The sequence below is a fragment of the Roseateles sp. DAIF2 genome, from assembly GCF_015624425.1.
In the GTDB taxonomy this organism is placed as follows: domain Bacteria; phylum Pseudomonadota; class Gammaproteobacteria; order Burkholderiales; family Burkholderiaceae_C; genus Kinneretia.
Genome location: NZ_CP049919.1, coordinates 4797123 through 4810651, shown reverse-complemented (window position 1 = coordinate 4810651; position 13529 = coordinate 4797123). Strand labels below are relative to the sequence as shown.

Annotated in this window: 13 protein-coding genes and 2 other RNA genes; 10 read left to right on the top strand and 5 right to left on the bottom strand. The window is 70.0% G+C overall.

All coding sequences use genetic code 11. The features are described 5' to 3' along the window. The first annotated feature begins 27 nt into the window (after window positions 1-27). From G8A07_RS22160 to G8A07_RS22150, 3 genes are read left to right on the top strand one after another with little or no spacing between them, the layout of a single operon-like run. Window positions 28-765 (top strand): amino acid ABC transporter permease, encoded by a 738-nt coding sequence (locus G8A07_RS22160; protein WP_195797903.1) that lies wholly within the window; start codon window positions 28-30, stop codon window positions 763-765. Window position 766: 1 nt separating this feature from the next. Next, complete coding sequence (locus tag G8A07_RS22155) at window positions 767-1435, top strand: amino acid ABC transporter permease (protein WP_195794116.1); 669 nt, start codon at window positions 767-769, stop codon at window positions 1433-1435. A 10-nt stretch (window positions 1436-1445) separates the two neighbouring features. Further along, on the top strand, window positions 1446-2180 hold the full coding sequence (locus G8A07_RS22150) for an amino acid ABC transporter ATP-binding protein (RefSeq protein WP_195794115.1): 735 nt from the start codon (window positions 1446-1448) through the stop codon (window positions 2178-2180). Window positions 2181-2223: 43 nt separating this feature from the next. Here the strand turns inward: G8A07_RS22150 and G8A07_RS22145 are convergent, their stop codons facing one another. After that, window positions 2224-3093: a DUF4394 domain-containing protein gene (locus G8A07_RS22145; RefSeq protein WP_195794114.1), complete on the bottom strand. Its 870-nt coding sequence runs from the start codon at window positions 3091-3093 to the stop codon at window positions 2224-2226. A gap of 119 nt (window positions 3094-3212) precedes the next feature. On the opposite strand from G8A07_RS22145, the gene pyrC reads away from it, so the two are divergent. The 4 genes from pyrC (at window position 3213) to G8A07_RS22125 (ending at window position 7333) form a co-directional block, all read left to right on the top strand. Beyond that, window positions 3213-4259: a dihydroorotase gene (gene pyrC / locus G8A07_RS22140; RefSeq protein ID WP_195794113.1), complete on the top strand. Its 1047-nt coding sequence runs from the start codon at window positions 3213-3215 to the stop codon at window positions 4257-4259. A 59-nt stretch (window positions 4260-4318) separates the two neighbouring features. Beyond that, the gene (locus tag G8A07_RS22135; RefSeq protein WP_249937093.1) at window positions 4319-4972 is read left to right on the top strand and encodes a DUF3025 domain-containing protein; all 654 of its coding nucleotides are present in this window, start codon (window positions 4319-4321) and stop codon (window positions 4970-4972) included. Window positions 4973-5036: 64 nt separating this feature from the next. Then, window positions 5037-6374: a serine protease gene (locus tag G8A07_RS22130; protein ID WP_249937092.1), complete on the top strand. Its 1338-nt coding sequence runs from the start codon at window positions 5037-5039 to the stop codon at window positions 6372-6374. Continuing rightward, window positions 6350-7333, top strand: coding sequence for an FHA domain-containing protein (locus tag G8A07_RS22125; protein WP_195794111.1), 984 nt, complete (start codon window positions 6350-6352; stop codon window positions 7331-7333). The genes G8A07_RS22130 and G8A07_RS22125 overlap by 25 nt, the downstream gene beginning before the upstream one ends. Window positions 7334-7343: 10 nt before the next feature. Here the strand turns inward: G8A07_RS22125 and G8A07_RS22120 are convergent, their stop codons facing one another. Beyond that, window positions 7344-8210 carry a LysR family transcriptional regulator gene (locus tag G8A07_RS22120; RefSeq protein WP_195794110.1) on the bottom strand — a complete coding sequence of 289 codons (867 nt, stop codon included), beginning with the start codon at window positions 8208-8210 and terminating at the stop codon, window positions 7344-7346. Between the two features lie 98 nt (window positions 8211-8308). On the opposite strand from G8A07_RS22120, the gene G8A07_RS22115 reads away from it, so the two are divergent. Further along, entirely contained in the window at window positions 8309-9202 is an 894-nt protein-coding gene (locus G8A07_RS22115; RefSeq protein WP_249937091.1) for a DMT family transporter, read from the top strand. On the opposite strand, the gene G8A07_RS22110 is transcribed toward G8A07_RS22115, so the two are convergent. Both G8A07_RS22110 and cysK read right to left on the bottom strand, forming a co-directional pair. After that, window positions 9197-9273, bottom strand: a non-coding RNA gene (locus G8A07_RS22110) — sX9 sRNA. The genes G8A07_RS22115 and G8A07_RS22110 overlap by 6 nt on opposite strands. 62 nt (window positions 9274-9335) lie before the next feature. Next, on the bottom strand, window positions 9336-10253 hold the full coding sequence (cysK, locus tag G8A07_RS22105) for a cysteine synthase A (protein WP_195794108.1): 918 nt from the start codon (window positions 10251-10253) through the stop codon (window positions 9336-9338). Window positions 10254-10444: 191 nt separating this feature from the next. Between cysK and G8A07_RS28190 the strand changes: the two genes are divergently transcribed. Further along, the gene (locus G8A07_RS28190) at window positions 10445-12022 is read left to right on the top strand and encodes a methyl-accepting chemotaxis protein (protein WP_195794107.1); all 1578 of its coding nucleotides are present in this window, start codon (window positions 10445-10447) and stop codon (window positions 12020-12022) included. A 26-nt stretch (window positions 12023-12048) separates the two neighbouring features. Next, window positions 12049-12493, top strand: an RNA gene (gene rnpB, locus G8A07_RS22095) — RNase P RNA component class A. A 5-nt stretch (window positions 12494-12498) separates the two neighbouring features. Here rnpB and G8A07_RS22090 read toward each other — a convergent pair. Next, window positions 12499-13416, bottom strand: coding sequence for a LysR family transcriptional regulator (locus G8A07_RS22090; RefSeq protein ID WP_195794106.1), 918 nt, complete (start codon window positions 13414-13416; stop codon window positions 12499-12501). Window positions 13417-13529 lie beyond the last annotated feature (113 nt).

The following is a 13529-nucleotide window of genomic DNA, read 5'->3' as shown; positions in this document are numbered from 1 at the left end:
CGTTTTTTAGGAGAGATCGCGGTGGCGATGACTTGGGATTGGCAGGTGTTCTGCAAGAACACCATCGACGGCGAGGTGATGCCACGCTGCTTCGGCAACGGTGGTGACATCACCTATCTGGACTGGATGCTCTCGGCCTGGGGCTGGACCTTGAGCGTGGCCTTGCTGGCCCTGGTGGTGGCCCTGCTGGTGGGTTCGCTGATGGGCATCCTGCGCACCACGCCCAGCAAGCTGCTGGTGGCGATCGGCAATGCCTGGACCGAGCTGTTCCGCAACGTCCCGCTGCTGGTCCAGGTCTTCCTCTGGTACCACGTGCTGCCCTCGCTGATCACGCCGCTGCGCGGCGTGCCCAGCTTCATCCTGGTGGTGTTCGCGCTGGGCTTCTTCACCTCGGCGCGCGTGGCCGAGCAGGTCAAGGCCGGCATCCAGAGCCTGCCCAAGGGCCAGCGCTACGCGGGTCTGGCGATGGGCTTCAGCCTGCCGCAGACCTACCGCTATGTGCTGCTGCCGATGGCCTTCCGCATCGTCATCCCGCCGCTGACCAGCGAGAGCATGAACATCATCAAGAACTCCTCGGTCGCGTTCGCGGTGTCGATCGCCGAGCTGACGATGTTCGCGATGCAGGCGCAGGAGGAGACTTCGCGCGGCATCGAGGTCTACCTGGCCGTCACCGGCCTGTACTTCGTCTCCGCCTTCTTCATCAACCGCATCGCGCTGTTCATCGAGAACCGCGTCCAGGTGCCCGGCATGGTGGGGAGCAAGTGAGATGCTGAACCTCGACTTCGCATTCCTGGACTGGAGCGTCGTCTCCAGCTTCATCCTCAAGGGCCTGCTCTTCAGCGTGCAGCTGACGCTGATCGCGATGGTCGGCGGCATCGCACTGGGCACGGTGCTGGCGCTTATGCGCCTGTCGGGCAAGAAGTGGCTGGTCATCCCGGCCGCCTTCTATGTCAACACCCTGCGCTCGATCCCGCTGGTGATGGTGATCCTGTGGTTCTTCCTGCTGATCCCGATGCTGATCGGCAAGCCCATGGGCGCCGAGCTGTCGGCCATCATCACCTTCACGGTGTTCGAGGCGGCCTACTTCTCGGAGATCATGCGCGCCGGCATCCAGAGCGTGTCCAAGGGCCAGGTGTTCGCCGGCTACGCGATGGGCATGAGCTACCGCCAGACCATGCAGCTGGTGGTGCTGCCGCAGGCCTTCCGCAACATGCTGCCGGTGCTGCTGACGCAGACCATCATCCTGTTCCAGGACACCTCGCTGGTCTATGCGATCGGCGCCTATGACCTGCTGAAGGGCTTCGAGGTCGCCGGCAAGAACTTCAATCGCCCGGTCGAGACCTATCTGGTCGCCGCCCTGGTCTACTTCATCATCTGCTTCTCGCTGTCGATGCTGGTGCGCCGTCTGCAGAAGAAGATCGCCATCATCCGCTGAGGCCTGAACCATGATCGAAATCAAGAACGTCTCCAAGTGGTACGGTCCCTTCCAGGTGCTGACCGACTGCACCACCAACATCGCCAAGGGCGAGGTGGTGGTGGTGTGCGGCCCCTCCGGCTCGGGCAAGTCCACCCTGATCAAGACCGTCAACGCGCTGGAGCCGATCCAGCAGGGCGACATCATCGTCGACGGCGTCTCGGTCGCGAACCCCAAGACCAACCTGCCGCGCCTGCGCTCGCGCGTCGGCATGGTGTTCCAGCATTTCGAGCTGTTCCCGCATCTGTCGGTGACCGAGAACCTGACCATCGCCCAGGTCAAGGTGCTGGGCCGCAATATGGACGATGCCAAGGCGCGCGGCCTGAAGATGCTGGACCGCGTCGGCCTGATGGCGCACAAGGACAAGTTTCCCGGCCAGCTCTCTGGCGGTCAGCAGCAGCGCGTGGCGATCGCGCGCGCGCTGTCGATGGACCCGATCGTGATGCTGTTCGACGAACCCACCTCGGCGCTGGATCCCGAGATGGTCGGCGAGGTGCTGGACGTGATGGTGCAGCTGGCCCATGAGGGCATGACGATGATGTGCGTGACGCACGAGATGGGCTTCGCCAAGAAGGTCGGCCACCGCGTGATCTTCATGGACGCCGGCAAGATCATCGAGGACTGCAAGAAGGAAGAGTTCTTCGGCAACCCCGAGGCGCGCTCGCCGCGCGCCAAGGACTTCCTCGCGAAGATCCTGCAGCATTAAGAAAGGGGCGCCGCAGGCGCCCCTTTTTCATTGGGAGCTCTGCTCAGGGCTCGATCGCCGCGCCGACCAGGGCCTCGCCGCCGGCCACCGTGCCGATCAAGGTGGCCTTGCCGCTCGCCAGGTCGATGCGGTACCAGCGCGACGTGCCGCCCTGGCCGACCGATGCATAGGCCGTGTTCGAGACATCGGAGATGTCCAGGGTCGCGCGCTCGAAGGCGCCGATGCCCAGCGAACCGACCGTGTAGAGCCGGCCCGTGTTGGGCGAGACCGGCGGCTGCACGCCTTCCTTGGTGCCCTGGTGCACCAGCAGGCCCAGCCGGCCGTCCAGCGCGTAGTTGGTGGTGATCTTGTCGTTGTCCTTGTTGTAGGTGTAGCCGGCCGCGACGATGCCGGGCGTCTTGCCGGCGTTCGCATCGGCCGCGTCGTAGGCCAGGCGGCCGTCCAGCTGCACGCCGGGCTGCTCGGCATTGCCGTCGACGATCGCGCCGGTGTCGGGATGCAGGCGCAGATTGAAGCCGGCGTCGTTGACGACGCGGATGCGGTCCACCGTCGGGTTGAAGTCGAAGCCCCACTCCTTCGCGCCCTCGCGCGGCAGCGCCGCGGGCGTGCCGATCGGCGTCGTGCTGGCGTCGGCGGTGTTGATGCGGTAGAGCTGGCCGCTGGCGCCCAGGCCGAACAGCTGGCCCTTGGCGACGCGGTAGTCGATGCCCAGCAGGGTCTCGCCGGCGGCCAGGCCGCTCAGTGCCTTGCGGGCCAGGATCCGCTGCGGCTGGCCGGCGTTGAACCGGATCAGCTGCTTGCCGGTGGTGACGGCGTAGATCGTTTCCTTGGCCGGCGGGCCCATCGGTTCGGTGCTGGCGCAGGCGGCCAGCAGGGCGCCGATGGCGACGAGGGTCAGGGCTTGACGCGACATGGGAGCTCCCGGTTGAGGTGGGTGGGCCATTGTTGGCCGGATCCGCGCGATCCCGCCAGCGAAAAAGCGCGCTCCGGCCGGGGCATTCGGCGCCGGGCCGGGTGCGACAATGCCGGCCCATGAGTACCGCCGCCCCCCAAGAGCTTGTCCTGACCCGCCCCGACGACTGGCATGTGCATCTGCGCGACGAGGCCGCGCTGCAGAGCGTCGTCGCCCATACCGCGCACCAGTTCGCCCGCGCCATCGTGATGCCCAATCTGCGCCCGCCGATCACCACGGCCGCGCAGGCCGCCGCCTACCGCGCGCGCATCCTGGCCGCGCTGCCCGAGGGCAGCGACTTCCAGCCGCTGATGACGCTCTATCTGACCGACAACACGCCGGTCGACGAGATCAAACGCGCCAAGGACGCCGGCGTCGTCGCGCTGAAGCTCTACCCGGCCGGCGCCACCACCAACAGCGATGCCGGCGTCACCGACATCAAGAAGACCTACCGGACCCTGGAGGCGATGCAGCGCGAGGGCCTGCTGCTGCTGGTGCATGGCGAGGTGACCGATCCGGCGATCGACGTGTTCGACCGCGAGGCTGTCTTCGTCGACCAGGTGATGACGCCGCTGCGCGCCGACATGCCGGAGCTGAAGGTGGTGTTCGAGCACATCACCACCAAGGAGGCCGCGCAATACGTGGCCGGCGCCGATGCCTACACCGCCGCGACCCTGACGCCGCAGCATCTGCTCTACAACCGCAACGCCATCTTCACCGGCGGCCTGCGCCCGCATTACTACTGCCTGCCGGTGCTCAAGCGTGAGGAGCACCGCCTCGCGCTGCTGCAGGCCGCGACCTCGGGCTCGAACAAGTTCTTCCTCGGCACCGACAGCGCCCCGCATGCCTCGGTGATGAAGGAGAACTCGGTCTGCGGCGCCGGCTGCTTCACCGCGCTGTCGGCGCTGGAGCTGTATGCCGAGGCCTTCGAGCTGGCCGGCGCGCTGGACAAGCTGGAGGCCTTCGCGGCCTTCAACGGCCCGGACTTCTACGGCCTGCCGCGCAACCAGGGCCGGGTGACCCTGCGGCGCGAGAGCTGGACCCTGCCGGACAGCGTGCCCTTCGGCGAGGCGCGCCTGAAGCCGCTGCGCGGCGGCGAGAGCATCGGCTGGAAGTTCATTCCCTGATTCCCGAGATCGACTGGTCCGCGCCCTGGCTGGCGCCCTACCGGGCGCGGGGCCAGGTCTTGCACCGGCGCTGGCAGGCCGGCGCCTCGGTGGCCGAGGCCCTGAACGGGGCCGACGCCGAGGCGGCCATGCCGCGCTTCGTGCCACAGGCCGAGCTGCCGGCGGGCGAGGGCTACGAGGCCTTCATCCGCCGCAGCGGCCGGGTGCCGACGCGCGACAATCTGCACGACTTCTTCAACGGCCTCGTCTGGCTGCATCGTCCGGCGCTGAAGGCGCGGCTGAACGCCTGGCATGGGCTGGAGGCGCAGCGCGGCCCGCCACAGGAAGCGGGACCGCAACGCGGCCCGCTGCGCGACGCGCTGACCCTGCTGGACGAGAACGGCGCGCTGCTGCATGACGCGCCGCCGGCCCTGGCGCAGGCGCTGATCGAGCGCGACTGGCGGCGCCTCTTCATCGAGCTGCGGCCGCTGTGGCGCGGGGTGCGGCTGGAGATCGTCGGCCATGCGCTGCTGGAAAAGCTGCAGGCGCCGCGCAAGCCGATCTGCGCCCATGTGCTGCTGGCCGAGCCGCAGGACCCGCGGGCGCTGGCCGCCAAGCCCTTCCTGCCGCTGCCGGTGCTGGGCCTGCCCGGCTGGTGGGCGGCGAACGAAGACCCGGGCTTTTATGAAGACGCGGCGGTGTTCCGGCCCGGCCGCGCGCTGCAAACCGGCTAGCATGCCCGCACCATCTCCGGGAGGACTGCTCTTGTTGTCGTCGCGTGTATTTCCGATCCTTGCCTTGCTGCTGCTGAGCCTGCTGGCGCCGGTGCGGGCCCAACAGCCGCCTGCGGCCCCCGCGCCACCGGCCGCCCCGGCCAGCGCCGCCGCGGCGGCCCAGCCGGTCTCGGCCACCGCGCGTCGCGTCTACGAGCGCGCGCGCGGCCAGCTGCTGCAGATCCGCACCCTGCTGAAGAACCAGGACAGCCAGGCCTCGGTCGGCTCGGGCTTCCTGGTCAGCGAGCAGGGCCATGTGATCACCAACTACCACGTGATCAGCCAGGTCGCGCTGGAGCCCGAGAGCTACCGCCTGCGCTATGCCACCACCGAGGGCCGCGGCGGCGAGCTGGAGCTGCTCGACTTCGACGTGCGCCGCGACCTGGCGCTGCTGCGCGTGGTCGGCGACGGGCTGAAGGGTGCCGGCGCGCTGCAGTTCCGCCCGCTGGCGCAGCCGCTGGCCAAGGGCGACCGCATCTACTCGATGGGCAACCCGCACGACGTCGCCTTCGCGGTGGTCGAGGGTACCTACAACGGCCTGGTCGAGCGCAGCTTCGACCCGCTGATCTACTACTCCGGCAGCATCAACTCCGGCATGAGCGGCGGGCCGGTGGTGGACGAGGAGGGCCGGGTCGTCGGCGTCAATGTCTCGGCGATGTTCTTCGCCCAGCAGATGAGCTTCCTGGTGCCGGCCGAGTTCGCCAGCGCGTTGTTCCAGAAGAGTCGCGAGGCCAAACCACTGGCCGGCCCGGCCTGGCCGCGTCTGCGCGAGCAGCTGCTGGCCTACCAGGAGGCGTTGGTCACCGGTTTCATCGCCCAGCCCTGGCGCGGCGCCGGCAACAAGCGCTACCGCCTGCCGGTGCCGCAGGAGGAGTTCATGCGCTGCTGGGGCCGCGGCACGCCGGCCGACAGCAAGGGCCTGAACTTCCAGCGCTCGCAATGCCGCATGGACCATGCGGTGTTCATCAGCGGCAATCTGCAGACCGGCTATCTGGAGGTCTCGCACGAGGCCTACGACGGCCGCCAGCTCGGCGCGCTGCGCTTCGCCAAGCAGTATTCGGGGAGCTTCCGCAACGAGAACCTGGGCGGCTCCAACAAGCAGCGCACCGCGCCGCATTGCCGCGAGGAGTTCGTGCAGAAGGATCCGAAGGACGGGCCGCCGCTGCGCGCGGTGATCTGCCTCTCGGCCTACCGCAAGCTCAGCGGCCTGCATGACCTGACCGTGCTGGTGACGACGGTGGACGCCGCCGCCGAGGGCGCGCTGGGCCGCTTCGATGCCCGCGGCATCAGCTTCGACAACGCGCTCAAGCTGAGCGCCCATTACCTGGAGGGCTTCGGATGGAAGGCAGCACGGCCGCAGTGATCGAGGTGCTGGGCCGCGACGGCCATGTGCGCACCGTGCATCGCATCCAGGACTGGCCCGTGTCGATCGGCCGCTCGCCGGCCTGCGATCTGGTGCTGGACGATGCCCATCTGGCCGGCGCCCATGCGCGGCTGGAGCTGGACGAGGCCGGCCAGCCGCGCCTGAACCTGCTGGAGAGCCGCAACGGCGGCTGGCTGGGGCGGCAGCGCCTGGCCGCCGGCGCGGCGGTGGCGCTGGGGGCCGGCGCGGCCTTCCAGCTCGGTGCCACCCAGCTGCGTCTGCGCCGCGCCAGCGACCCGCTGGCGCCGGAGCGGCCGCTGCTCAGCGCCGCGCTGGCGCCGCGCCTGCCGCTGCTGCTGGCGGTGCTGGGCCTGTGGCTGGCGCTGCTGTGGGGCGATCAATGGTCGGCGCTGAACCCCGGCTCGGCCTGGGTGGACTATGCCGGCGCGGTGCTGGTGCCGCTGGGCCTGCTGCTGATCTGGGCCGCGGTCTGGGCCCTGGTGACGCAGCTGTTCCAGCACCGCTTCCCCTTCGCGATCCATCTGTGGCGCGCGCTGCTGGGCGTGGCGGCGCTGTACCTGCTGTCCTTCGCGCTGCCGCTGCTGGCCTATGCCTTCTCGGCGCGCTGGCTGCTGACCCTCGATGGCCTGCTGTTCCCGGTCGGCCTGGCGCTGCTGCTGTGGTGGCATTCGGCCCTGGTCTGGCCGCGCGCGCGGCGCGCGCTGGCCTGGGCCTTCGGCGGCCTGCTGATCGGCTCGATGGCGCTGCTGGTGGCCAAGCGCCAGGAGCAGCAGTACTGGTTCGGCCCGCCCTATCTGGCGACCCTGCCGCCGCCGGCGCTGCGCCTGGCCGGCCCCAAGCCGCCCGAGGCGCTGATCGAATCGCTGCGCCCGCTGCAGGACGAGCTGGCGCGCCAGGCCGACAAGGACGGCGAGTCCGGCGGCGCGGACGAGGAGTAGAGCAGGGGGCTCAGGCGCGCGGCGCCAGGGTGCGCAGCGCCAGCTCGTGCAGGGCCTCGACCGCCGCATCGCGGCGCGAGGCCGTGCTGCGCAACAGGGCCACCGCCATCTCGGGCAGCGGCGGCAGGCCCTGCTTCTCGCCCAGCACCTGCAGGCCCGGCGGCACGCAGCAGCGCGTCAGCACCGCCACCGCCAGCCCGCTCTCGACCGCGGCCAGCTGGCCCGCCAGGCTGGAGCTGTTGTAGACCACGCGGTAGGCGCGCCGCGCCTTCGTCAGCGCCGCCAGGGTGCCGTGGCGCGCCTGGCTGCCGGCCTCGTAGACGGCCACCGGCAGCGGGTCGCGCCGCCAGGCCTCGTAGGGCGGCGCGCCGACCCAGACCAGCGGCTCGTGGAACAGCAGGGTGCCGCGCGAGGCCTTGTCACGCGAGACCAGGGCCAGGTCCAGCTCGCCGCGGCCGATGCGCGGGATCAGCGCGGTCGACTGCTCGCAGAACAGCTCGATCTCGACGCCGGCATGGCGGCTGGCGAAGTTCCTCAGCACCGGGGTCAGGTAGCTGGCCGCATAGTCGTCCGGCACGCCCAGCCGCACCCGGCCGCTCAGGCGCGGCCCGCGCAGCGCCTGCAGCGCCTCGCCCTGCAGTTCCAGCATGCGCCGCGCATAGGCCAGCAGCTCCAGCCCGGCCGCGGTCAGCGACAGGTGCCGCGGCCCGCGCAGCAGCACCGGCCGGCCCAGCGCGTCCTCCAGCTTCTGCAGCTGGTTGCTGACGGCCGACTGCGAGCGGTGCAGCAGCGGCGCGGCGGCCGACAGGCTGCCGGCATCGACGACGGCGACGAAGGCGCGCAGCCAGTCGAGCTGCAGGTCGCGGGTGGACGACATGGGGATGCTCCTTCTTCGTTCATCCATTCGAAAACCGCATGCTAGCCCTTCGAACTATCCGCTTCACGGAATCCCGGGCGGGCCCCAGCATGCGCGGCATGAATGAAGCCTTGCAGCATCGGGAACAGCAGGGGCGCGGCCTGATGGTGGGCGGCGGCCTGCTGCTGGCGACCCTGGGCGTGTTCCTGGAGGAGGCCGGCCAGGCGCCGCTGACCGCGGTCTGGTTCCGCTGCGCCTTCGGTGCGCTGGCGCTGCTGGCCTGGGGCTGGGCGCGCGGCCGGCTGGGCGAACTGCGCCTGGCGCCGCGCGCGCTGGCCGCGGCGTTGGCGGCGGGCGTGCTGATGATCCTGAACTGGAGCTTGTTCTTCGCCGCGATCGAGCGTTGCTCGATCGGCGTCGCCACCGTGGTGTTCCATGTGCAGCCGCTGTGGGTGATCGGCCTGGCGGCCCTGCTGCTGGGCGAACCGCTGTCGCGGCGTCAGCTGGCGGCGGCACTGCTGGCGCTGGCCGGGCTGGCGCTGGCCTCGGGCCTGCTGTCCGGCGCCGGGCCGGGCGGCGCGGAGCTGGATCACAGCTACCTGATCGGCCTGCTGCTGTGCCTGGGCGGTTCGCTCAGCTATGCCGGCGTCACCTTGATCGCGAAGGCGGTGCCGGGGCTGAACTCCTTCGCGCTGGCCTGGTGGCAATGCCTGGCGGGCGTGCTGCTGCTGGCCTGGTGGCCGCTGGCGAATGGCTGGCCGCCCTTCGGTGTGGCCTGGGCCTGGCTGGCGGGACTGGGCGTGCTGCACACCGGCCTGGCCTATGTGCTGCTGTATGCCGGCATGGCGCGGCTGCCGGCGGGGCAGGTGGCGCTGCTGCAGTTCGTCTACCCGGGCGCCGCGGTGCTGGTCGACTGGGGCGTCTACGGCCGCGCGCTGGACGGCCCGCAGCTGGCGGGCGTGGCGCTGATGGGGGCGGCGCTGCTGGCGCTGCGCCGCCCGGCCAGAGGCTGAGAGGCTTCGTTGCGAGCCGCCGCCAGGCTAGGCGGACGGAGCGCAGGAACCGGAACGTACTTCCGGTACGTGAGGATTCCGAGCACCCGGCTAACGACGCATGGCGGTGGCGCAGCAGAAAACTCTCGGCCTCTCAGGCGGGGAGGAAGCCTTCGATCGAGAGGTAGCGCTCGCCGGTGTCGTAGTTGAAGCCCAGCACGCGGGCCTGCGGCCCCAGCTCGGGCAGCTTCTGCGCGATCGCGGCCAGGGTGGCGCCGCTGGAGATGCCGACCAGCAGGCCTTCCTCGCGGGCGCTGCGGCGCGCGTATTCGCGCGCGGCCTCGGCCTCGACCTGGATCACGCCGTCCAGCAGCGCGGTGTCGAGGTTCTTCGGGATGAAGCCGGCGCCGATGCCCTGGATCGGATGCGGGCTGGGCGCTCCGCCGCTGATCACCGGCGAGGCGCTGGGCTCGACCGCGAACACCTTCAGCGCCGGCCAGGCGGCCTTCAGCACGCGCGCGCAGCCGCTGATATGGCCGCCGGTGCCGACGCCGGTGATCAGCGCGTCCAGGCCGTCGGGGAAGTCGGCCAGGATCTCGCGCGCGGTGGTGCGCACATGCACCTCCACATTGGCCGGGTTGTCGAACTGCTGCGGGATCCAGGCCAGCGGGGTCTGGGCGGCCAGTTCCTCGGCGCGGGCGATCGCGCCCTTCATGCCCTTCTCGCGCGGGGTCAGGTCGAAGCTGGCGCCATAGGCCAGCATCAGGCGGCGGCGCTCGACCGACATGCTGTCGGGCATCACCAGGATCAGCTTGTAGCCCTTGACCGCGGCCACCATCGCCAGGCCAACGCCGGTATTGCCCGAGGTGGGCTCGATGATGGTGGCGCCGGGCTGCAGCAGGCCGCGCGCCTCGGCGTCCTCGACCATCGCCAGCGCGATGCGGTCCTTGATCGAACCGCCCGGGTTGCTGCGTTCGGACTTGATCCAGACCCGCGCCTGTTCGCCATACAGACGGTTGATGCGGATATGCGGCGTGTTGCCGATGGTGGCGAGGATGTTGTCGGCTTTCATCTGGAACTCTTTTCAGGGGAAGCCTATCGTAGCGGGACCCCTCAAGTCCGGCGGCCCGGGGCCGATAAAAGCCGGAAGCAGGAAATCCGCGTTCATCGATCCAGTCACTTTGCAGCAAGGCCATGCCGCCTGGGCCCGGGCGAGATGGCTCCAGGCTCGGGCCGGCGCCGCTGGCGCCCAGGGAGAGAAGCATGAACCTGCGTCATCTGCGCGTGAAAACCAAGCTGATGTTGTCGTTTGCCCTGCTGGCGGCCGTGGTGCTGCTGGTGTCGGGGCTGGCGCTGCGTTCGCTGTCACGCTCCAACGAGCGTTTCGCCGACTACCTGGACGGGGTGGGCCTGCGCGAACGCCTGGCCGTCGATGTGCGCGGCGCCGCGACCCGGCGCGCGATCGCGGCGCGCAATCTGGTGCTGGTCGCCCAGCCGGCCGAGCGCGAGGCCGAACGGCTGCTGGTCACGCAGGCGCACCAGGATGTGCAGGCGGCGATCGCCCGGCTCAAGGAATCGCTGGCCAAGGCCGACGACCTGGGCGAGCGCGACAACAAGCTGGTGGCCGAGATCGAGCGCATCGAGGGCCTGTACGGCCCGGTGGCGCTGGACATCGTCGGCATGGCCCTGGCCGGGCGGCGCGACGAGGCGGTGGCCAAGATGAATGCCGAATGCCGCCCGCTGCTGGCCGCGCTGCTGAAGGCGACCGGCGAGTTCATCGGCTACGAGCAGCAGCAGGCCGGCGAGCGGGTCAAGCTGGCCGCGGTCGACTATGCCGGCGACCGCGGCCTGATGGTGGCCGCCAGCGTGGCGGCGGTGCTGGCCGCGGTGGCGATGGGCTGGCTGCTCAGCAACGCGGTGACGCGGCCGCTGAACCGCGCGGTGCGCCTGGCCGAGGCGGTGGCGGCCGGCGACCTGCGCTCGCAGATCGAGGTCGACCGCGGCGACGAAACCGGCCAGCTGCTGGCGGCGCTGAAGCAGATGAACGAGAGCCTGATCGGCATGGTCGGGCGGGTGCGCAGCTCGGCCGACGGCATCGCGACCGCCTCGCAGGAGATCGCCAACGGCAACCAGGACCTGTCCAGCCGCACCGAGCGCCAGGCCAGCGCGCTGCAACAGACGGCTGCCTCGATGCAGCAGATGACCAGCACGGTGCAGCATGCGGCCGACAACTCGCGCCAGGCCAGCCAGCTGGCCGAATCGGCCGCGGCGGTGGCCGGGCGCGGCGGCGAGGTGGTGGCGCGGGTGGTCAGCACGATGGGCGAGATCAGCGCGGCCAGCCGCAAGATCGCCGACATCATCGGCGTGATCGACGGCATCGCCTTCCAGACCAATATCCTGGCGCTGAATGCCGCGGTGGAGGCCGCACGCGCCGGCGAGCAGGGGCGCGGCTTCGCGGTGGTGGCCGGCGAGGTGCGGACCCTGGCACAGCGCAGCGCGCAGGCGGCGCGCGAGATCAAGAGCCTGATCCTGGACAGCAGCAGCAAGGTCGAGGCCGGCAGCCAGCTGGTTGGCGAGGCGGGCAGCACGATGGACGACATCCTGGCCCAGGTGCAGCGCATGACCGGGCTGATGGCGGAGATCAACGCCTCGGCGGTCGAGCAGAGCAGCGGCATCGGCCAGGTGAACCAGGCCGTGGCGTCGATCGACCAGGGCACGCAGCAGAACGCCGCGCTGGTGGAGGAGAGCGCCGCCGCGGCCGAGAGCCTGCGCCGCCAGGCGGCCGACCTGCAACTGGTGATCGCGACCTTCAAGCTGCGCGAGGGCTTGCAGGCCGCCTGAAGGATCTGCGGGATAATGCCGCCCGTGAAGCAAGCCAGACCGCCGCTGGGGCAAGCGTGGAAACACGGCCCTGGAGGAAGGTCCGGACTGCATAGAGCGGCGTAGCAGCTAACGGCTGCCCGGCGAAAGCCGAGGATCAGAGCAACAGAGACGAGTTCTGTCAGACAACCCGATGGGTGGTCTATGAGGCGCCAGCGCAAGCTGGCGTGGGGTGGGGCGAAAGCCTCGCACCATCGGGCGCAAGCCCGAACCGAATAGCACCTCTGTCGGGCTCTGCCCGACAGAGGTGAAACGGGCAATCTCTACGCGCAGCAACACCAAGTAGGCCAGCGTTGATGCGGCTCGCAGAGCTGGCGGGTAGGTGGCACCGAGCCGGGCAGCGATGCCCGGCCCAGAGGAATGGCGGTCACGGGATCGGCTTCGCAAGAGGCCGGTCCCGCACAGAATCCGGCCTATCGGCTTGCTTCACTCTTTATTTATTCATTGTCGAGATCGGGATCGAGCGCCCGCAGCGCCTCGATCAGCACGCGCAGCTTGCGCGTCGGCGTGCGGGTGGCCGGGTAGACCGCGTGCACGCCGCCCTGTGGTAGCGCCCATTGCGGCAGCAGGCGTTGCAGCCGACCGGTCGCGACATCCTCGGCCACCGTGAAGTCCGGCAGCACCGCCAGGCCACCGCCGGCCAGCGCCGCGCTGCGCAGGGCATGGGCGGTGTTGACGCTCAGGCTCGACTTGAAGCGCAGGCGCCGGCTGCCGCCGTCGGCATGGCGCAGTGTCCAGGACAGCGGATGCGGCAGCACCGCGAAGGCGATCATCGGCAGGGCCTGCAGATCCTCGGGATGCTCGAGCGCCAGGGCCCGTTCGGCCAGCCAGGCCGGGCTGGCGACCAGCCAATGCCGGAAGCTGCCGATACGCAGCGCGCGATGGCCGGAGTCGTCCAGGCTGCCCAGACGTATCGCCAGGTCGATGCTCTCGCCGACCAGGTCGAACAGCCTATCGCCGCTCAGCAGCTCGATCCTGAGCTCCGGGTAGCGGCGCTGCAGCGCCACGGCCACCGGGGTCAGCACGGTGGCGCCATAGTCGACCGGGGCGGTGACGCGCAGCAGGCCGCGCGGCTCGGCGCTGGCGGCCGACGCGGCGCTGACGGCGGCATCGGCCGCGTCGACGATCTTGCGGCTGGCCTCGTAGAAGGCCTCGCCGGCCTCGGTCAGGCTCAGGCTGCGGGTGCTGCGCAAGAGCAGGCCGGTGCCCAGCTCCTGCTCCAGTTTCTGCAGATGGCTGCTGACCAGGGTCTTGGCCACGCCCATGCGCCGGGCCGCACCGGTCAACGAGCCGGCCTCGACCACCTGGACGAAGAACAGCAGGCGATTCAGATTGACCTCGGCCAGCTGTTTCATCGATTGTCCATTTTCATTGAACAGTGTTTTGGAAATTGTAGGCCTTCCCGCGCCTGAAGATCGCCCCTATCGTGTGGCCATGCCGTCAACCGACGGCGCCCACCAGGAGCGTT